Source organism: Clostridia bacterium (assembly GCA_028698525.1).
Lineage (GTDB): Bacteria > Bacillota > Clostridia > JAQVDB01 > JAQVDB01 > JAQVDB01.
The window spans coordinates 1-20,450 of sequence record JAQVDB010000030.1 but is presented as its reverse complement, the minus strand read 5'-3'; the positions used below and the strand labels follow the sequence as shown (position 1 = coordinate 20,450).

Here is a 20,450-nt window from a genome sequence, read left to right as displayed (position 1 = left end):
CTTACATATTATGCCTTTCAGGTTCGATATTTTGTTGATTTTGTACAGGTAGCCTATGTCCTGTATCTATATTAGAATCCTGAGTTTTTCTGACTGCTGTTGATATATTGGCTGTACTTTCGCTCATAGATTTTGCATTTGTCAGCATATTTTCATTGGCTTGTTGCAGTTTGTTACCAAATCCAGACAAACCTTTATTCATTTTGAAAAGCGCTTCCACTATAAGATTGAACCTATCTGCTCCGAACTCAAACCCGCCTTTAATGGAGTTATATGCTCTGCTTTCTTGATATTCTAGCGGAAAAGTTAGATAAATTGATAATATTTGATCCAGATTTTCCAATTTACCTTTTGAATTGACTTTGAGTATTGGGTTTTCAAGGATTTCTTTGAGTAGATTAAAATCATACCCGATATATTTGTACAGTTGCTGTACTGTAATCTTCTCGATTGATCCTTTCAGGATCAGATTGTGCCCTATCCTCGCTGTATTTTCTTTTCGGGATACGTATATATTATTATCCCTGCCGCTGACAAGAGCATCATACCCCCCTCGAACCCATAAAAACCCGTGTTTTTCGTATATATCTGGACTTTTTGGGATCAGCTGGAGTTCATCCACATATTTGTTTTTATATGGAAGGATTTTTGAGGATAGATAGATGCGCCAGTCCTTGAATTCATACATTGTGATAAGACCGATGGTCAAAATCGAGGCGAGAACTTGGGGAAAAGTCATAACTGTGTGTCCCAGGGGATTTTCGTTATAACAAATATTACGCTCAGGTATCAAAACGTAATCCTCTGAGCATTTCAACTGATTATCCTTTGTTTTTTCCGGTTCTTTTTCCCGGTCATTCAGGACAAAAAGCAGGATGCTTGAGACGAAAATTATAATGATCAGAATTAACCATCTGTCTTTTTTCATAATATCACCCGAAAATATGTTGCAGTATGCCTTTCTCCTTGACTGGCTGTATTGCTTTGCCCACATCGCTTATAGTTTCCAGAGATTTAGACAGGCTGGCATGTTCATTTTCGATAAGTTGTAGACCCATATCTACAGTCCTGTTTTTTATACATATCCCACTAATAAATTCGCTTGTATTCATTTTTTTTGGGATTCGTCCTAATTCCTCTGCGCTGAAATATTCTTTATATTTTTCAGTGTTGAATTCCTTATGGGTCTCAAGTTCCCCGGCAGAAATATACCCTACGCTGCATGTTTCGATTCCAAATAATCCATTTCTGCGCTGCCTGAGTGGTCTTTTTAGTTCAAAAGGGATATAGTCCATAACTGTTTTTGGCACCATTTGTCCCTCAAAAACTATATGCGTCCCGATCTTATGGATATGAGTCAGTAATCCGATCCATACGCTACCTCCTTCGATAGGGAACGCTTTTGTACCTCCTACCCTGATCCATCCCCAGTCCCCCGATATATGGAGTTTCCCACCCACACACGATTCACAATTATCCATACCATCTGCAATTGCCCCATCACTGATTACTTTCAGATGTATGTATGTCGCGTCTATAATCCCTATGATCATCCAGATGAAAAGCAGTAACGGGATGATCGTAGGCTGGTCATAACTTGGAGAGATATTATAGAGTCCCACAGCGTAAAGCAGGGTTTGGGTTTCCGCAGGACTGTAATATATGAATGATATTACCCATGCTGAAATTGTCAGACCTAACATCAATTTTTGACTGCCATCAGGGGCTATTTTATCGAGGTCTAAAACTGTCATCTGCTGCCTCTTTAATAATGAGTTTGATTAGGTCTGGGTCTGCGGTCTGACCGTTTGCATGTTCGAGTTGTGGTAAAAATTCCTTGATGTATATCTCTAATTTTCGTTGTCTCTCTGCCTGGCTTTTTGTTTCCGTAATGATTTCTGCCGGAGAGGATACAAAAGTTGATAGGCTTATCTTATCTCCCCCATTCGCCCGTAAGTTGTGTTTCTCGCTGCATATCCGGGCAAATTCCCTCATGAATTCTTCTGCTATTTCTGTAGTCCTGAAGGCATTGAGAGATGATTTTTTCCAGATATCTGGGAAAATTGAGACAAATGGCATAATTTATACCTCATGTGTCTTTGTATGTTCTTTTTTGATTGCGTCTAGAGTGGCTATGTCTTTTGTTGGTATTATTGCAGACCAGGAACACTGATCACAGTTTACCATGGTTGAATCATCTGGGACTGCGGTTTTTACTAGCCTTGGGTCATTATCTCTGATTGTATCCTCTGGCTCTTTTTCTTTATCTCTGCCCTTCTTGTTTTTCAGTGTTGTGAGGACTAATGCCATGGCTACTATTCCCAATAGACCATATGTTAAGTATGGGGGATCTTGTGGAGGTGGAGTTGCTGTTATTATTCGGGTTGCATTAGTTCTATCTAAATTCTCTCGCCTTGTTTTTTCTTCTTGGACAGATTGCCATGCCCTATATTCATCCTGTGTGAGGACCATATTTGCATCAGGGTAATATTTTTTTTCAGGGGTCGGTACAGGCGTGGGGGCTGGTGTTGGCATGAGTGTGGGGAGTGGGGTCACGCGCCTGCTTTCGATGACCGTCACTGTTTCTCTATACTCACGATATCCATTTTTTTCAACCACTAAATCAAAGTCCCCTATTTCGTTATACCCTACTGATATTCTTCCACTTATCGTATCTCCAGGAATTGATTTAATTTGTGACCCATCAAATAGTGTTACCCTAGCTCCGCTGATATATTCTTTTGTCTGGGCGTCCTTTACTTTGATATAGGATAGCGTTCCCTGCTCTACCAATTCATTGAACCCTGATAGTTCGAAGGTTTTGAGGGAATCACCATCTTTCCGTAATGTGATTGTCTGTACCTGCTGTAATGCGTTTTCAGTGAATGTAATTGCGCTTGTTGTTGTGTTCCAACCTGGCTTTGAAAATGAATATGTTATTTTCGATATGGGTTGATCTCGAACGATTAGAACTCCTGCACTGTCTGATTTGTTGCCAGTTGGTTGTACTGTTACATCTCCAACTGGGTTATTATTATAATCCAAAATTGTAAAAGTTGCAGTGCCTGTTGGGGAGACAGGATGATTTATTATAAGGTTGATTACTTTGCTTTTTCTATCCCCATCCAGGGTCTTGTAATATACAGTCAGTATTGTATTTCCCTCTACGCCGATGTTTTTAAGATAATTTAGTTTGATCGGCAACCCCCAGGTAGTTGTATTGCCTGTCTGCTCCCCGATCAGCATCTGATTGGGGCTGGTGTAATCAAACCTCGCCCATACGCTGTCATACTTTGCGGTCTCGTTTATTTCTGCTACAAGTTCAAAATCTGTTTTGATCGTAGCTGACTGCTCTGGATTTATGATCATTACATCTGCCTGTACTGCATCCACAAAATAAGCCAGGGCTGCCACTAATAAAATAATAAATACGATTGCCTGGAATGCGGCAAACGCTTTGTGTTTTTTCCTATATGTATCCCACGCCTCGGAAAAGTCTTTTCTTGCTGCTATGATCTCTTGTATTGATTTATTCGGCTTCATTTAATATCTACCTCTTCATCTTTTAGTTTTTGTAATTCTTTTAATTTGAGTTGAATATATTCTGAAAACGCTATTTGCAGAGTCTCTTGTGTGTTACCTCCTTTTGTCTTTTTCTTAAGTTGATTATACATGCTTACTGGCATGGGGATTTGGTACTGCCGTATTTTTTCCCCTTCGTTGATCTTGATATCTACATCAAGACCAAATTCCAGATATTCCAAAAGCGCATACCATAATATTGCCTGAACGGTCTTTCCTATATCCTGTGGAATCTGGTTTTTTGTTAATTCCTTGATGATTTCATATGTTTCGTAAGCTAAAGATACCTGACAGGATTTTATGGGCTCGTTAAATTCAGTCTCTGTTGCCATGATATGAGAATGCAAGGCGCTGATAAAAGTGATTCTGTCCATGCCGGAAGATCCTGCAGGAGCTGGATGCGGGACAGAACCCTCGATGAACACGTCACCTATTCATCTTGCCTTACATTACGTTACATTGTGACTTTTTGAAGGGATATACTTTTCCATATAAGGTTCTGTTAAGATGGCGGGGGATTAAAAACAAGTTAACCGACGGGTGATAAATATTACCTATGGTAAAACAGCAGAAGCTATTACGAAGTGAGATCACGGTTCTGTTAAATATCAATAATAAATATATGCTGATATTGCCAGAACCATACCTCCAAATACATAACAGAATGATTTTGAGAATTTACCGACTGTGTTCCCTTCCGTAATCATTGCAGCAATAATGAACCCGGCTCCAAACAAGATAAAGAATATTGTGATTATGTCTTTAACCGACATTAGACCTAGACCCCCAATACATATGCTGAGATCATAACAAATACAAAACCCCAGATTATTGAATTTTTTGACGTTGTTTTTGATAATGCACCAGCAATCATATTGATAATTCCAAATGCTGCCAGCACATAAAAAACGAATTTTCCAGAGTCAGTATGCCCTATATTTGTTATATCCAGATCGGGAAATTTGATTATATTTGGTTGCCCTGGGGTCGCTGCTGTTTGTATCACAGCCAAGATAATGAATAGTGATATGGATTGAATAAACTCACCTGATAAAAATATGTTTATGTCGTCTTATATCTATTTGTATTCAATTCTGTCCAGCCGGCAAGCCTGATCTTCTGAGTCCGGAAGGACAGAATTGTTTGAAATCAGTTTCGGTACTCGCCGCAGATACTCAATCCTAACAGATTCAGGATCTATGTGATTGTATATCTGCCATGACTGCCTGCCCATACTGTCGCCACGCAGCCACATGATATATTGTGGTTCCATCCCTGCCCTGAACAGATGAGTTGTGAAGAAGTGCCTGAAGCAGTGTGGTGTAAGCCTGTAGCATAGCGGTCCGCGGGGTTGATGCAGCCCAAGTGGGATTGCAAGGGATGATATGAGTTCACCAGGATAATCCCGGTCCATCTTCTTTCCCGTATTTTTGTTGATCCAGAGCCATGGAGATATCGCCCTGCTTGATCTCCATTGAATATATTTTTTGAGAATTATGTAGAGCTCTGTATCTATGAATGCGATCCTCTGGGATCGTTTGGCTTTCGCAGGCAACCGGATAATGCCATTTTGAAAATCAATACTGTCTATTACCATGCCAAGAAGCTCTCCCCTGCGGATGCCAGTCTTCGCGAGTACCATAAGAATAGCTATATCCAGTGGACTCTCAGCCCGCAGGATGAGATGTATCATGTTCTGGATGGATATCAGCTGACGTTCGTTCTCCCCGCCTGTAACCGGCTTAATCTGGCTCAGATAGCGCTTTCTAATGGGTAGGATGGGATTGTATGATGCCTGTCCTTCATAGATCAGGTACTCATAGAACATACTGAGTGCTGAAAAGTGCCCTTTGAGCGTGCTTCCTGCCGGGTTGTTGGCTCTGAGTTTGAGAAGGTACTTCCTGAGATCATCCTGTGTAGCCCAGAGGGGATCAGGGACTATCTCCAGGAAGTCTTTGAGGTTTGATCTGTAAGTTTGTATCGTATGCCTGGTCAAACCGCGAGCTTCGCAGTCCAGGCAGAAACCTTCAAGATAGGTCATACCCTTCACAGTATTAAATTAGTTAATATGTTTTGCGTTCCTTTGCTTAGATATATAAAAATGCTCCCGTTGCTGTCTCATACATATATATAAATAAGCATAGGCTGTTTTATGATACAGATGATACAAGGTAAAAAAACCCTGTATCATGAATGCAGCGACCTGTTTTTTACCCTATTTTCATATTTTTTTTTCTGCACGCCGTTTTGAAATGAAAAAATCAAAAATCATAAAACCATGATTTTTGTTTAGACTGTTCATTTTTGCGTCTCCCGATTCATGATACATGTTTTTGCAACTTGTAAATCTGTATCATGGACGTGGGTACGCTTCTTGATTTGATAGTGTATCATGTAACAGGAGATGCCGACTATGTCGCCTCATAGCGGTGAATTTTCATGAGACAGAAGCGGGTGGCATTGTGTAAGTCTATGCATATTTATATTTTATTAAGATATTTTAATACACATTTTGAAACATGCCTGGATATGAAATGGAGGTATATACCTAAGTGAAACTATTAGGTGTACCTAATTATTATTTCTGTCCTGCCTGGCTGCCGAGATCTCTGGCGCCTTGTGGACAGAATCAAAAAATGAGACCCCGGACAGAGCGAAGCGAAGTCCGAGCGTAGTCATTTCGTTACGATAGGCGTTTCAGACCCCTGTTTGTAAGGGGTGTTCCAATACGGGCTTTTACATGCTTTGTTTGGGCATGTTTTTGGTAGCTTTTCCGTGCGTGGTAAGAACTCATACCCGCATCTCAAACATTTTTGTTTGAGGAGAGATAAAGCGACCTGCCTTATCTCCTCTGGGTGCTGATGTGCATAGCAGTAAGGGCAGCCATCATAGCTATGCATAGGGGTATTAGTTACAAGCTGATGCCAGTTATTTGGGTGTGTGCCTCTACTATCGGGAAAATCTGTATATTCAGCCTCTCCCTTTGAGAGTAGACGAAGTATACCATTATCCGCAATTATAACTTGATATGTGCCAAAAAATATGTTGGTTTTTATCACTCTTCTTCCCCCTGGTCTGCTTGGCATATAGAGCAAGCCAGCATTTCTCGAAGCGTTGCATGATCTCTTCTGCTGTGGTGCTTTTTCTTGGCTGGGGGTGGTGTTGCCACTGGCAGACGGTTGGGCTTTGGTTCGGGCATCTGCACAAATCTTGTGCATGAGCACGTTCCAGCCATGCAAGTACCCATATTGCTTGCATGTTTGCTTACATCGTGTCCGCAGGTGGCGCAGTTTCCTGTATTGTAGTTTGGGGTAGGGTAATTACCCCACTTGTCTGGCAGTACCATTTATACCACCGCCAGAGACTTTGCGCCTGTTACCTGCCCCTTTTCGTTGCGGATTGTTTCGCCAATAGCGAGCACATCGGAACGATTGGCTGCCTGGGCTACAAGCAGGCTGACCACAAATATTACAGGATCGGAAAAGTGATCATTGTTGTATTTATGCCCCTCTTGATCAGGGGGCGCACCACAGACACATATCGGGTCTGGGAGATTTTGGACGTTTCCAAATGTCTTTTTTATGATGGGTATTTTTGTCCCATCGACTGAGATTGTGCGTACAATCTCGATTTTTTCCTCAACCCTGGCAATCTGCCCGCTTGGCGGGAAGATTTTGCCGTTTATTATTATTTCGTGTGGTGTTAGATTTATTACTTTTACCATATTTTACCACTCCTGAAATGCGCCCGAAGCTACAAATGCTTCAAGCTCGCCGACTGAATCGAGGTACTTCTGTTTCCCTGATTCTTTCCAATCTGCATTGGCAATTACATACTTGCCAATTTGCCTTTTGGACTTACTGATCATAGTACCATATTCGTCTTGGATAATGTATCCTGCCTCGATTGCGGCAGGAACATTCAAGACCCACGAGGGTTTATCCTCGCAGGTCTCAAAAAATTCTCTCTCTTGAGCTATTAATTTTTGGTGTAATAGCTCGGTGAACAATTCTTTACCCAGAAAGGCTATTTCTGCCTTGGTGGGTATTGTGTTTTTTATAGTTAGTTGTATTTTTATTGTTGTCATATTTACCTCAATATACTATATGTACTTGGGTATATATATACTTATGGGTATAGTGTTAGGCATAGCGAATATTAGTATTACATGCCCGAAAAGTAATTATAAAATTAACAAGAATAAAAAGAAAGAATCAAGGGGTCTCACTCGATACGCTAACCCATGCCTCGCTCTTCAGAGCGGGGACGTTGACTTTCGGGCGATACTCGTTTTTACGCATGTAGTTTAACTCCATCAAATTTACGAGTGTAGTCAGCAAAATCACACGACCAGAACACCCATTTACGGTTCGCCCATCGTCTGAGAGCATTTACTTTTTTACTGGGTTTATTATTTATATTGAACATAACAAAAGGATTGGTGTTTAGCTCTTTTAAAATTCTGCATCTATTAACTGCATCATCATATTGGTCTATTGAATCAAGATAAACATAAAATTGTACCAAACGCCTGATATCTATTCCATGATTTTTTAACATCTCGCATTTTGATCTAATGATTGGTTCAAGTTTAGAATCATCAAAGGCAAAATGATATCCTTTGAGGGTATCCAGTTCGTTTAATTTGGTTGCTATTTTATCATCTAACAATCTTATATCAAGCCCCTGGGTAAACCAGACTTTCAGCGATCTATCAATACAAAAATCGCACACTTCTATAAATCTGGATTTATCAAGCAGAATATTATTATCTAAGAACACGATTTTATCAAATCTTTCGTCATAAAATCTCTCTGGGTTATGCCAATGTGTGAATCTACCCTCTTTTTGAGGAACTATGCAGAACCCACATGATCTATTACAACCCCTCGTAGTATATCCAAGACTGTAATCAATCTCAGGATATAGATCATAGTCGGGTTTTAGAGATTCTATCTCATCTGGTAAACGCGAATTAAGATTGTATCCTGATCCACCGATAACAATTTCAGAACTCGGATAAAAGAACTTTAAACCGTTTGCGAGCAACTTGTTTTTTGAGAAAACAATCGAAGCATAAACAATATCAGGTACATCAGTATTATTGAAACTAACATCATCCCCCAATGCTTTGTGGTGGGCTGAGATTTTCATCAAAGCCAGATTAGGCATCTTTGAGTCAATGTCTATTAACAATATTTTCTTGTTCATTTATGCGTCCTCTCGATATGTTCACCCATGCCTCGGATTTCAATCCGAGGACGTTGACTTCGTAATGCTGGCATCATGCGTCCATGAAACGATTATGTGGGTCTTGCCCCCATAATATAGGGCGTTCATAAATCTTATTAAGGATTTGTTCAACTCTTCTTCTATCATGGAAAATTCCACACTTTTCAAGATTAGTCTCCCCTTCATTGCCACATATTGCTCTATACTGCTCAATTATATGAAAATCTGATGATTTAAGCATAAATCCTTCGGGAATTTGTTGTATTCTCGTATTTTCATCTTCTTGCATTCAGTCCACCTGCATCTTTCCATTTTCTGAATCCACAAGTCAAAATTAGAAGCATCATTGAATGTACAATAGCATCGTCATATTTTTCAAAGTAGCTACCCCCAACACAATAACAAAAGTTTGTAGTGTGTTTATAACTGCCGTCTGATAATCTTTTGGCTTTTGTTATGTCATCCGTATACGTTTTTACGTCATCGTCATCCACGTTATCCATCTCGTAAAATGTCCCTGAACTACTTCGTATTCTTTCCTTTGCAAGACGCCTGAACAAAGGATGATCACAGACATCTATAGTAACGGTCAATTTCACACCAGCCTGAATCCGCCTTTCGCCTTAAAAATCTCCCTGCTTCTTTCTAGCATCATCAATGTATGTTCGATCTGCATAACATCAAGCCCTGAAACAAAGGCAATGTCATTGGTGCTTGCAGACAGTTCTTTCTTGCAGATCTCCTTGATGGCATTCTTTATCATAGTGATCTTCTCAACCTGGCTCTTTGTCCGCCCGGAACTATAGATTCCGTAATCCTGATCATCGCTTAGTGTTGAAAGGCTTGCTTTCATGATTCCGATAGCATATTTGACATGCTCCTCAGTGACTTTTCGAGCCATTTCCCTTCTGGCGATAGCTTTCGAGAGTCTGTTTATGTTACTGACCTGCCTTGCGCTAATTATAGGGTAGTCTCCAGATATCCCTCTGATTGTGAGATAATAGTCTTTGATTAGTTTCTGTGCACTCGGTTCAAATTCAGGAACTGATTTTGTCCGGGCATAAATCACATACTTCCTGAACATATCAGGAGATATCGTCCGCGGAATAGCTTTTCGGCTTTGCGTCGGATCATTATGCATCTTATTTATATTGTCTGCAACTATACTGTCTTTCTCTTTATTTGGGACATCCTTAATTACAAAAATAACATCAAACCGCTGGTAAATGTAGCTTGGGATCGTACTTTCAAGTTGTGTCATGATCTCCCCAGTTTTCAGATACCCGCCCTTTACCGGATTTGCAGCACCCAATACCGCAGTCCTGGTATTGAACTTCAAATCATTCTGTCCTGCTTTGCTCACATGCTGGATCTGTTCATTCAAAACAGATACCAGACAGTTGAGATCCTGCGGATCATGGACTTTATCTATTTCATCCAGTGCAACCACACCCTGATCTCCCTGGCTGAAAAATCCAGACTTGACATGCCATGCTCCGTTCTCCATCACAGCCACGGTACTCAACCCGCCGCGGGTCATATTCGTGACCTGCCCGAACTTCCCTTTTGGGGCAAGGTAAACAATATCTTTGATGATCTGGGATTTCGCAACACCAGGATCACCAAAAAGCAGAACATGAATACTGCTCCGTTCCATCACCAAATCCGGGTCCGATCCCCAGTTCCAGTCAGAAAACAATGAAAGACTGCATGCATCTTTGATCTCTGTCGCCCCTTCAATGTTCGGGGCGATGGACTCTAATAACATTTTCCTGAGTTCATGCGGCTGTTTTGCCCAGTCTTCGAATTTCTTTATTTCGTCCGCTGTTGGCGGCTCTGTATTGCTATCATCTGAAAATTTGATACTCGATGCATCAATAACCCATTCAAACAAATTCGTCTTTCCTGTTTTTGTAGCAAGCTGTGCTTTTCGCACAATTCCGCATATCCTCACTACTTTTGCATCCCTCTCCCAGGGAGGACGGCACAATGTTCCATATGCGGATACTGAAACCACTACCTGCCCACCGCTAAGAGATTCAATTAGCATCTCCTGGTAATCAACCTGTTCACTTTCAGGATGATCAAGAAGTTTGAATGGTCCTTTTCTTCCACATACACTATTATCGCATTCGAACGGTTCTGTATATTTCCGATCTTCTTGTTGAATATATGTGATGTGATCGCACCTCTGGCACCGGAACGCCCCAAGCGTGATCTTCATTCTCGGAATCATAGTATCTACGATCCTCCCCTCTACTTCGACAAATTTCCCGATATGTTTTGTTCGCACCTCCTCAACCTTCAACGTATCCCCGAAATTGAATATACTCACAATAGGTCTGAACTCCTCAGTGGTCGGAACGTCAATATCATGTAGTGCTTTGTTCAGTTTTTGAACATACTCATCTGGATCATTCCCGGCAAGCCCTTCTGCTATATGTTTTAAACCTTTCACCAAATCGTTATAATTTATCTCAAGTATCTCTGTCTGGTTCATCACACAGTCACAAAAAGCATTCCAGTAATATATCTTGATGAACTCACCAACATCTGTTCGAAATGTTTCATTGCCCCGTTTTTCAGTTTGTATTGACGCGTAACGTGCTTCCCCTGTAGTTGAAAATTTGAATTTAACTGGGGTATCACTTATTTTTTCCAGGAAACTTGTTCTGGAAATAAATGGGGTTAACCTTCCGTTCGCTTCTCCTTTGTCTATTTTTAGTGCCTCACTGAGTATATCAAGAATATCAGATCTAAGCCACTGCTTTTTCCCGCTGTCTCCGAGCAGGGAAATAATAATATCTGAGGAGTTCAAGAGTGGTTCTCCGATAGTTCAAACTTTACGGCATCAGCCAGAGCCTGTGATACGCAGATCGGAATTTTCGCCCGTTTATATGATCGCAATTTTCCAGTTACTTTCTCTGTTTGTAGCCTGCTATTCTGCATCGGAATAAGAAAGTCCGGATAACTGCCCCAAAATGCTCTCACCATTGTGGGTGCAAGCCGGGCAATTACAACAGGTTCTCCTATATATCTAGCCAGGAACGGATTGTTTTCCAGGAGCCAGAATATAGGTTTTGCATCGATAATAAATTTCAAATAATGACGAACCAGTTCCAATGAGGCGTCAATATCAGGCTTCACTTTCCAGGTATATTTACCTATCCCGCGAGCGAGCTTTGTAAAATCTCTGCACGGAGGACTTCCAACAATTATATCATATCCTGTATAGTTTTTTCCGTTCAACATTCTGATATCCTCCAGTATCAGGTCGAACGGATAGCCTACATTTACGATGTCAATACCCCTAACCTCAAATCCAGCTTTGCTAAATCCTTCAGACCAGCCGCCCATGCCACAGAAAACATCAAGTGCTTTCATATTCTATCCTCACCCATAACAGTTGCCATCATTTCTGCGGGAACAGGACAATTATCATTATGTTCGCAACTTTCACAATCTCCATCATTCCAGCACTTTGAATGCTCTTTATCCCAATCTACAGATCTTTTCCTTGCAATCGAGATATCAGCTTCCCGCCGCGCCAAAATTCTGTCCACTCCAGAAGATTCTGCCGCTTTCGGGACCCGGACAGAAAGATCTTTGTTAAGACTTTTGTATAACGGATGTAAGTCCTCACTCCCCGCTTCAACCTCGAGCTGCTGCGCTGCTACAAGTTGCTCAGGAGTCAGGGCACCGGAGTGTACCAACCATTCTCCCAGGGATTGTGTGAATTCAACCACCAATTGCCTACTCTGTCCTTTGAACTGTGGATGACGCAGCGCCAGGCAAAGGGCACCATGAACTGCCATGGCTGTCAATGAATTCGTTGTAACCGGAATAATCAGCGGCTTCAGCCAGTAATCAGAACGTCCGCTCATAAATCCTCCTCAGAATCCTCTTCTCCTGGAAATTCAGGATCGTCAAAATCCTCTGGATCCGCATTTGCTGTCTTATCATCACATCTTGTTTCCTTTCTGTCCATGCCGGTATGTCCTGCAGAAAGTGGGACCCGGACAGAAAGATTCTTGTTAGGATTTTTGTATAGCGGATGCAGGTAATTCAGATTGTCATCTAGTTCGAACACAAGGCAATCTTTAAACAGTTTTTCATTATCCCTGTAATCTTTTTCATCGACTATAATATGTTCGTCAGTATGCAAACAATGTTCTGAAATCCATACCGGGAATCTATATCTGGGTTCAGGCTCAGGGGAATAGAATTTCTTATAATCCGGCTCTTCTGCACTCCCTGTGGACTTCATTCCGCCGCCAGGCAGCATTTGATACCATCGGGTGGACTCATATTCCGTCCCATTCTTGATACTTCTTGATGTCTTTTGTCTGAATCTTTTTCTTATTTCTGCGCAGGCTCGCTCCCAGGTCATATGCTCAATACCATATTCAGAATCCATCAACTGAATAACTCGCAGTCCATCTATGACGATTATTTTATGGGCGTCACTTCTGTCCTGGCGCTGATCACAGCTGCTATTACCTGGCTGGACAGAATTTTTACAGCGTGAATTGCAGTTAGGGTTTCTACATCCCTTACAGCACGGCACACCACAAGATTCCCCCCATAAATGAGAACAGATGCCATTCTCATCTTGGTCAAGATTGCATATCGCCTTATCGAGATTAGCCATTCTTTCTTCTGTGGCACGGCAAGTCATATCTTGCTTTTTCTTAGCCATACTACGCACCCCCGACGGCGAGCCGTGCCTCTTCATCTAGTGCCTCCTGCTCATCTCGGCAGGACTTGCAAAGTGTATCTGGATGTGTTTTGCTCAACAAAATCCCGCATTTAGTGCATTTATACCTGAGATATATTTTCAATTTAATCCACCCCCCCATGTACGTCAAGATGATGATCCGGCTCTATTCTGTCCTCCAACGTCTCCGGAACTAGCTCACGCAGCGGGACAGAATACGCGGATAATCGCATATTTCCAGTATAGTTGAACCCGATACAGAGTTTATCCATACCGAACCACACATTGATATCATGCCTCGCGCAAAATACCATCAGGCAGTTCAGTTCTTCATATTTCAGAAGAAGAACTTTGTATTTATCAATTCTCTCATACTTCAAGGTGGCATCCTGGTCTACAGTGACACAACAATCCAGCCGCAACATTTTCTCCATCCCCGTATCTCTCAAAAAATCAGCAAACATACCTCTTACTGTTTCTGTTTCCATTTCATTCACCTACCCCACCATGCCAAGCCTCTTTAGCTTCTTCTGTAGCATACACCTTCTGCGGGACCGGGATATCATTTCGGTCTAATTCATCCCCTAAATCTATAGCAAAAACAGGAAGGTCAGGGTCCCAGGGTACTTTAGGATATTTCGTTTTTATTGTTTCCTCAGTGCCAGGATATATTTTTCTGACATCCTTAATTAGAAACTCCCTAATCTCTCCTGTCTCTGTATTTTCCAATACAATACTTTCAAACTGCCTGAACTCCACTGTCTTGATATCAAGCATTGCAAAATAATCAGGATGGCATTTTGCAGATAATTTCATACCTCTACCTCCGGCAATATCGGAATCCAGGTATTTTTGATGATATCATATGAATTGAGCATCACATACAGCTTCTCGATCTCATTTCCTTTGTATCCTGCTTTGAGCAGTTTGACCCTCTCGCCTGGCGTTTTCAGGTACATTAGAATACACCTCCGCCCCACTCATCATAGTTGCCTGTATCTGGGTCAGGTCGTGTGCTGAAGGCTCCTTTGAGCATAGGTTTGAATATCCTATCAGGATCTTCTTTTCCGTCCTTACCAGCAGCCGTGATCTCTGGCGCCTTGTGGACAGAATTCTTTTGGCTCATGAAATCACACTCCTAAAAGTTATCAGCGGTTGGAATCCCCTCACACACCCGCCGCAGCGGGAGCAGGCATGGCAGTTTGAGTATTTCTCCCCTGTGATAGGATTATAATCTATTGCCGGACCGTCAGGAGGGCACTGGACTTCCAGGATCATGTTGCCACCGCCATCGGTTGGTCAGTACAATCAATTATTTCAACGGGAAACAATTCCTGTTGTTTTTCAAAGATAATGTCTGAATTGAGCCGATTGTATAGTCCAGGAATTGATATCCCTCTTATTACAAATCCTGTCCCGGTTTTATTTTTTGAAAGGATTCTGCCTGTTTGTGGACATTCATGTAATCTTCCTTTTGAATCCTTGTAGATGATGTTGAAATGTACTTTTTTGCCTCTAATTTCCTGAATCATACCGCCACCCCCTGGACTGCAAGGGCATCCTGTTTTGGCAATACCTCAACAGCGTAATAGCAAATTCCCTCATAGAACGTGAACCATTTTCTGTATGGGGTTTTCACAGGGAATGCAACCCCGTCATAGACATTTTCACCAACCTCCAGACAAAAAAGCGGACGTCCGAATACTACTCCCCACCTACAGAATCTCTTGAGTTCTGAAAGTTCCATCCGCACACGATTCTGGTGGATCGGCATTTCCTCGATGTTGTATTGGTTTTTCCAAATCGCTTTTATTCTCTCAACGATACTTTTACCAGCATTGGCTGGTTGACTATGTTGGCTATTTTCACTCATATGTTTGTTCCTGAACTGTTCTCATTCATCCCTCTCTCGCGGGAAAAATGGCATGTGTTAATTTATTGTATCAGTATATATATGTTATGTATAAAATTAATTAGTGTATATACGAACAATTGTAAATATGTTTTGGGAATAGTTATTTATGGCTCTAAGTACTATTATTCTGCGGGGCTATCCCAAGCGCTCTCGACGCTAATGCCGTTAGGTTCATTCAGTTTGTTCCTGAACGCCTGGCGGCGTGGGACCCCGCACCGGTAATTATCGGGATGCGTGAAAACGTGCTCAAATCCCGATCGGAGCATCGGAAGCTCCCCTTCACCGGTGCGGGCTTCCTTATTTTTTGAGGGGAAATACAATATAGTGGAAGCCCGCACCGAAAAATGATGGGTCGAAAACGTAAAAATATATATTATGATTCCAGATTGGTGCCCTTTGGAAAGTGCAGAATAAAAAACAATTCTGTCCAGCTAACTTTTGCGGATCTGCCGATATCCCCAACTAATCTTGGACAGAATTACAAAAAAAGGGATTATGAATGTTATGCCTATCATTGCCAAGCATGACATTTTATTACTCAAAGGCTCGATGCCACCTTTGAAACCTGCATACCATTATATCCGCATACCACAGAGCGCGGAATCATCAGGGGTACACCCTTTAGCTCAAGGCTTTTTTTATCAAATGGGTATCGTAATGCCCTTAAGAGAGATCCTTGTTTTAGTGGATTTTCACCCTCTTTCACAGGGCAACCCCTTAGGGGTTTTCTAATGCCGCACAATCCGATTATTGCCTAAGGCTTTTCATCATATTGTGTAACAGTTGAAATACTGTTTAGTTTATTTCAATTTCTGCAATACATCATTTGTTTTTCTGGATATATACTTTTTCATCGAGGGTTCTGTCCCGCAGCCAGCTCCCCGGGAGATCAAGGACATGGACAGAAAATAAAATCCTTCAGTTCAGCTTGTGATCACAGCTGCTCTTGCCAGGAAGGACATAATCACTTAAAAAATCAGATTTTTATAACGGCTTAATATATTAATAAAAATTACATTCTAATAACGCTCCGTTTTGATTTTTGAATAAATTTCTTAAGAAAGTGACCCTTAAAAACTGTATATAATTTTGCTTATACGCAGTTCATGTTTACTGATAGCGATTCTAAAAATACCCTTTTAAATGCGATATGGGACGTTATTTCAAGAAAATAGTATCAATACATCTCAGAAAAACCATCGGATCCGATTTGATGAGATAATCTTCACACCTTCCAGGAGGGTGCAGGGATTAATCCCACCGAATACATACACGCATCCCGTGATTGTTCCTGTGGGTTTTTTTATGAGATTTACATTAAAGGTTTTATTGCTATCTATATTAACATTTGATGCATTCGTATAATATGTCGGAAAAAATCCGATCGAAATATTATGATATCCTGATGTCAAGTTCAAAGAATAGAAACCACTAGAATTCGTTTTCGTATAATTTTCTTGAGAAGCCACATCACATGAATAGTTAATATAATATTTACAATCAAATGGATAATAATCATTTTTAGGATATATATTATTATCAGTTCCTTCCCATTCATTGATTATGTACACATTTTCTAAAGCAGATCCTGTTTCGTTCGTAACATTACCTGTAAGAAAATAAGCGGAAGCGGTGATAGAAAAAAACATATAAATAATCAGTGCGGATAGGATTCCACTTATTTTTTTCATCTCCCTTCACCGGACCTTAAATTTAAACATAGAAGATGCTTTTGACACATTCTGATATGTAGTATAATTTAATAAAAGAATATCCTTATTGTTAAACGAATAATTCAGAGAATCAATATAATTCGTAGATGAGGTCAACGATTCAGATACTATTATTTGCGTGGTTCCTGTATCATAATTTGTGTATTTTTCAAGAGAAAAATTTAATATAAAGCCAGTGCTGTTTTCTGTTTTTGTAATTACCGTGCTGATATTCGTCAGATTGAGATCTTGAGGAATTAAAATAATATCCGAATATATCTGGGATGCATTTGTGTAATCTGCCTGAAATGATTTGATCGATGTTTTTGTCAATTCAGTCTCAATGTTTTTAGAGTTTACAAGCAATGTGCCGTTAACATTTACAATCCCAGTCAGATTCACATTACCATTGCTTCCTGCATTGATATTTATCAGGTTGTCAAAAATATCAATACCTGTGGTTCCCTGGAGTAATTTAATCCCTGAAGTAGTGAAGTTAATTGACGCATTTTCGGCATAAAGATATAATTGGTGTAGCAATAGATCAATACCTGTGGTCGTGGTTACATTTGATTGGATATAATCCATCCTTATATTATCAAAACGTGGATCGATGCTGATCGTTCTTGTAGCCCCGCCAGTCACTATAATTGGGTATGTCCCTGTGTAGTTATTATTTTGCTGTTGTAGTTGCAAAATGCTCTGATTGAACTGGGTATCGTTGTTCTGCAAATTGGGAATGTCAATATCATAAAGCTGGCTATAAAAGGATATCCAGCCATTTATATTGCCCAAAACTATTGTTTGCCAGGTTTTGTCCCCGCGATACCATTTATTATCTTGTAGAGCAAGAGGTATTACCGGTTCTTTCGTGAGAACTGAACTGTTAGGGTATTCGATTCTAGTGTCAAAAATTGTGATATTGTTATCAGTGGTTGAGTTTGTGAGGGGGAGAGAAGTAAAAACATTATACAGTGTGCCGTTAATACCGTTAGTTCCGTTTGTCCCCTGAATTCCTTGTATCCCCTGTGCCCCCTGGGATCCGCTTCCGACCGCTCCCCGAATAAAATCGATAACAATCTGTTTGTTGGTATCGTTTTGATATACTATGATATTTGGGCTGATGCTTTTTATTGTGTATGCAGATGTTGAGCCAGTTATAGAGGTTACTGTTTGAGATTCAAATATTTTTTTAATATCTGATGGCAGTGATTTTAACCCTTTATCAAAGTCGCTGATTGCTGAATTAGCATTAGTTGGAAAAATAATTATTATTATGAATACTAAGATAATTGCTGCAAAAATATAAGTTTCTGTCCCCGGTTTCATTGGATCCATCCAAGACCATATGAAGTTATTATTACGATCAATAAACCCCAATACATACTGCTTTTGCTGACTTTTTTATATATTGCTCCAAGGACTGACATGATCACCCCCACGAAAAACCCAATAATTAATATGTTTTTACCTGCTGAATCCTGTGCCATTGTTTGCAGGTTCAAGGTCGGGGTTGTGACGCTTAGATTTGTTCCGTCTGTGGGTGTTGGGGCTGTTGTGCCTGATGGTGCTCCTCCACTACCTCCTGAATATCCTCCTGGCATCGCGGGAACAACTGATATGATCTGGTTCCAGGTTGTGCTGTTAGTTCTCCCGCCGTAGTCTGTGGCATAGAAATTGGTAATAATCCAGGAATCTGCCACGCCAGAACTGAAAGAATATGACCACGTAGTTGTATTAGCAGCTTTTGTCATGGCATATTCAAATTCAATCCCAGATAATGTCAATCCTACGGATGCATTGATGTTGTCGCCATCCATATCAGTAATATTGGCGCTGATTATGCTGCTTCCGGTATATTGATATATCTGGGATTCTGATATGGAAAAATTATTAAAAATCGGAACATTGTTTGGAAGTTTAGTATTCATTGATGCTGGAATTTGACTCAAATTCCCCATACCTGAACTGTTATAGGCATATACAGAAATATTCCTCCATCCATGAGGAGCCACTGTACCATTGTTAAATGTGTTTGTACTGCCATTGATCCAACTTCCATTAACTGAAACATTATAACTATCAGTTATATAATCAAAAGAAACAGTTAGATTTTTCGCATACACACCGTTTCCTCCCCCTTGAGCAATCCAAACTTCTATTGTATCTCCAGGGACAAAAATATATGAAGAATTATACTCTTCAACAACTGGTATCCAATTCGTAGAACTATCCCCATGAACGGGACCTATAACTACACCGTTTTTACGCGTTTGCGCGGTCGCGTAAAAAATAGCTGCCTTAAACTCATAGTTCACTCTTATATTAGCTACAGATTCATTTAATACTACTGATAATGCTTTCATGGGACCTAATGAAGTCGATACCTCACTATAATTAGCATATTTTACCATATCAGATATGCTGACATTGATATCTCGTTCCCAAGTATAATTTACCCAGAAATTTCCAGAAACATTAGAAAGATTTGATGGAGCATATGGTATAATTGCAGATGCTTCTGAGGAAAATAAAATCAAGAACATGTATAACATGTATATTAACTTATATATACCAATTCTCATCATACCGTCTCCATGAAATTTTATCGCTGAACATAAATTTCGGCTCTAATACAAGCCCTTCCTCTGCTTCTAGCAGCGGATTTGTTGGTTTTATAACTTTAATCCCTTCAACAAATATTTCTTCCCAGTAATCCCGTATCCTTGATCCATCTGGTAAGACAGCATATCCAGCCACTACAACTGCTTTCCTCCCCTTCGCGATATCAACAGAAGCTTCTACAATTGCTAAATCCTCACAGTCCCCAAATCCTGTAAATAAAGTATATGCGGCATTCTGCCATACATCTTTATCTGGATTGTCTGGATACATCTCGATATCGGTTTTGTAGATTGTCTGAATTGATGCGCCTGTTATCGCATAATATTGTACCCACGGATCGTTTGGGGTTATGTAGCTGCTTGGGTCTTTTGCGTGCCAGATGTCATGAGATTTATCAATGTCATATGGTCTGAGTTTCGGTGTAAATCCTATCTGTTCAACTACGGTACGCTCTGGGGTAGATACTTGGGTATATACTGGTTGAGAGGTGAGGGTGGGTATGTGTTGAATTATAGTTGTTGATGTTGACTGTGTCTGTGTGGGTGCTGCCACTCCGATACATCCCCCTGAAAACTCTATCAGGATTAAAATAAAGAGGATTTCAGCTATTTTGTTTGAGGTCATTTTGTTGATCTACAACCAATCTTAGCATCATATATAGCTGCCA

General features: G+C 40.6%; 27 protein-coding genes. All 27 read right to left on the bottom strand.

Annotated features, from left to right (window positions below; translation table 11 throughout):
* Nucleotide 1 precedes the first annotated feature (1 nt).
* The 27 genes from PHP06_05980 to PHP06_05850 all read right to left on the bottom strand — a co-directional run bounded on the left by PHP06_05980 (nt 2) and on the right by PHP06_05850 (nt 20,335).
* Nucleotides 2–928 carry a hypothetical protein gene (locus PHP06_05980; protein MDD3840107.1) on the bottom strand — a complete coding sequence of 309 codons (927 nt, stop codon included), beginning with the start codon at nt 926–928 and terminating at the stop codon, nt 2–4.
* A gap of 4 nt (nt 929–932) precedes the next feature.
* A complete protein-coding gene (locus PHP06_05975; protein ID MDD3840106.1) occupies nt 933–1,754 on the bottom strand; it encodes a hypothetical protein in 822 nt (273 codons plus the stop codon).
* Nucleotides 1,732–2,079, bottom strand: a complete 348-nt coding sequence (locus PHP06_05970; GenBank protein ID MDD3840105.1) for a hypothetical protein — start codon at nt 2,077–2,079, stop codon at nt 1,732–1,734. The genes PHP06_05975 and PHP06_05970 overlap by 23 nt, the downstream gene beginning before the upstream one ends.
* Before the next feature lie 3 nt (nt 2,080–2,082).
* Nucleotides 2,083–3,543, bottom strand: coding sequence for a hypothetical protein (locus PHP06_05965; GenBank protein ID MDD3840104.1), 1,461 nt, complete (start codon nt 3,541–3,543; stop codon nt 2,083–2,085).
* Nucleotides 3,540–3,956, bottom strand: a complete 417-nt coding sequence (locus tag PHP06_05960; GenBank protein ID MDD3840103.1) for a hypothetical protein — start codon at nt 3,954–3,956, stop codon at nt 3,540–3,542. Before PHP06_05960 ends, PHP06_05965 begins: the two co-directional genes overlap by 4 nt.
* 234 nt (nt 3,957–4,190) lie before the next feature.
* A complete protein-coding gene (locus PHP06_05955; GenBank protein MDD3840102.1) occupies nt 4,191–4,355 on the bottom strand; it encodes a hypothetical protein in 165 nt (54 codons plus the stop codon).
* A gap of 305 nt (nt 4,356–4,660) precedes the next feature.
* A complete protein-coding gene (locus tag PHP06_05950) occupies nt 4,661–5,623 on the bottom strand; it encodes a tyrosine-type recombinase/integrase (GenBank protein ID MDD3840101.1) in 963 nt (320 codons plus the stop codon).
* Between the two features lie 634 nt (nt 5,624–6,257).
* On the bottom strand, nt 6,258–6,800 hold the full coding sequence (locus PHP06_05945) for a hypothetical protein (GenBank protein MDD3840100.1): 543 nt from the start codon (nt 6,798–6,800) through the stop codon (nt 6,258–6,260).
* Nucleotides 6,801–6,928: 128 nt separating this feature from the next.
* Nucleotides 6,929–7,306 (bottom strand): hypothetical protein, encoded by a 378-nt coding sequence (locus tag PHP06_05940; GenBank protein MDD3840099.1) that lies wholly within the window; start codon nt 7,304–7,306, stop codon nt 6,929–6,931.
* Nucleotides 7,307–7,309: 3 nt separating this feature from the next.
* Nucleotides 7,310–7,669 carry a hypothetical protein gene (locus PHP06_05935; protein MDD3840098.1) on the bottom strand — a complete coding sequence of 120 codons (360 nt, stop codon included), beginning with the start codon at nt 7,667–7,669 and terminating at the stop codon, nt 7,310–7,312.
* A gap of 206 nt (nt 7,670–7,875) precedes the next feature.
* Nucleotides 7,876–8,793, bottom strand: coding sequence for a hypothetical protein (locus PHP06_05930; GenBank protein MDD3840097.1), 918 nt, complete (start codon nt 8,791–8,793; stop codon nt 7,876–7,878).
* Nucleotides 8,794–8,866: 73 nt separating this feature from the next.
* Nucleotides 8,867–9,103 (bottom strand): hypothetical protein, encoded by a 237-nt coding sequence (locus PHP06_05925; GenBank protein ID MDD3840096.1) that lies wholly within the window; start codon nt 9,101–9,103, stop codon nt 8,867–8,869.
* Nucleotides 9,090–9,413, bottom strand: a complete 324-nt coding sequence (locus PHP06_05920) for a hypothetical protein (GenBank protein MDD3840095.1) — start codon at nt 9,411–9,413, stop codon at nt 9,090–9,092. Before PHP06_05920 ends, PHP06_05925 begins: the two co-directional genes overlap by 14 nt.
* Nucleotides 9,410–11,632, bottom strand: coding sequence for an ATP-binding protein (locus PHP06_05915; GenBank protein MDD3840094.1), 2,223 nt, complete (start codon nt 11,630–11,632; stop codon nt 9,410–9,412). The genes PHP06_05920 and PHP06_05915 overlap by 4 nt, the downstream gene beginning before the upstream one ends.
* Nucleotides 11,629–12,198, bottom strand: a complete 570-nt coding sequence (locus tag PHP06_05910) for a DNA cytosine methyltransferase (GenBank protein MDD3840093.1) — start codon at nt 12,196–12,198, stop codon at nt 11,629–11,631. The genes PHP06_05915 and PHP06_05910 overlap by 4 nt, the downstream gene beginning before the upstream one ends.
* Nucleotides 12,195–12,560, bottom strand: a complete 366-nt coding sequence (locus PHP06_05905; protein MDD3840092.1) for a hypothetical protein — start codon at nt 12,558–12,560, stop codon at nt 12,195–12,197. The genes PHP06_05910 and PHP06_05905 overlap by 4 nt, the downstream gene beginning before the upstream one ends.
* A 134-nt stretch (nt 12,561–12,694) precedes the next feature.
* Nucleotides 12,695–13,549 (bottom strand): hypothetical protein, encoded by an 855-nt coding sequence (locus tag PHP06_05900; GenBank protein ID MDD3840091.1) that lies wholly within the window; start codon nt 13,547–13,549, stop codon nt 12,695–12,697.
* A 107-nt stretch (nt 13,550–13,656) separates the two neighbouring features.
* A complete protein-coding gene (locus PHP06_05895) occupies nt 13,657–14,028 on the bottom strand; it encodes a hypothetical protein (GenBank protein MDD3840090.1) in 372 nt (123 codons plus the stop codon).
* The gene (locus PHP06_05890; GenBank protein ID MDD3840089.1) at nt 14,021–14,347 is read right to left on the bottom strand and encodes a hypothetical protein; all 327 of its coding nucleotides are present in this window, start codon (nt 14,345–14,347) and stop codon (nt 14,021–14,023) included. The genes PHP06_05895 and PHP06_05890 overlap by 8 nt, the downstream gene beginning before the upstream one ends.
* Nucleotides 14,344–14,490 (bottom strand): hypothetical protein, encoded by a 147-nt coding sequence (locus PHP06_05885; protein ID MDD3840088.1) that lies wholly within the window; start codon nt 14,488–14,490, stop codon nt 14,344–14,346. Before PHP06_05885 ends, PHP06_05890 begins: the two co-directional genes overlap by 4 nt.
* Nucleotides 14,490–14,657, bottom strand: coding sequence for a hypothetical protein (locus tag PHP06_05880; protein ID MDD3840087.1), 168 nt, complete (start codon nt 14,655–14,657; stop codon nt 14,490–14,492). Before PHP06_05880 ends, PHP06_05885 begins: the two co-directional genes overlap by 1 nt.
* 148 nt (nt 14,658–14,805) lie before the next feature.
* Entirely contained in the window at nt 14,806–15,063 is a 258-nt protein-coding gene (locus PHP06_05875; GenBank protein ID MDD3840086.1) for a hypothetical protein, read from the bottom strand.
* Complete coding sequence (locus PHP06_05870; GenBank protein ID MDD3840085.1) at nt 15,060–15,404, bottom strand: hypothetical protein; 345 nt, start codon at nt 15,402–15,404, stop codon at nt 15,060–15,062. The genes PHP06_05875 and PHP06_05870 overlap by 4 nt, the downstream gene beginning before the upstream one ends.
* 1,229 nt (nt 15,405–16,633) lie before the next feature.
* Entirely contained in the window at nt 16,634–17,137 is a 504-nt protein-coding gene (locus tag PHP06_05865; GenBank protein ID MDD3840084.1) for a hypothetical protein, read from the bottom strand.
* A 6-nt stretch (nt 17,138–17,143) separates the two neighbouring features.
* Entirely contained in the window at nt 17,144–18,538 is a 1,395-nt protein-coding gene (locus tag PHP06_05860) for a hypothetical protein (protein MDD3840083.1), read from the bottom strand.
* Nucleotides 18,484–19,746: a hypothetical protein gene (locus tag PHP06_05855; protein MDD3840082.1), complete on the bottom strand. Its 1,263-nt coding sequence runs from the start codon at nt 19,744–19,746 to the stop codon at nt 18,484–18,486. The genes PHP06_05860 and PHP06_05855 overlap by 55 nt, the downstream gene beginning before the upstream one ends.
* The gene (locus tag PHP06_05850) at nt 19,724–20,335 is read right to left on the bottom strand and encodes a hypothetical protein (protein MDD3840081.1); all 612 of its coding nucleotides are present in this window, start codon (nt 20,333–20,335) and stop codon (nt 19,724–19,726) included. Before PHP06_05850 ends, PHP06_05855 begins: the two co-directional genes overlap by 23 nt.
* Between the last annotated feature and the right edge of the window lie 115 nt (nt 20,336–20,450).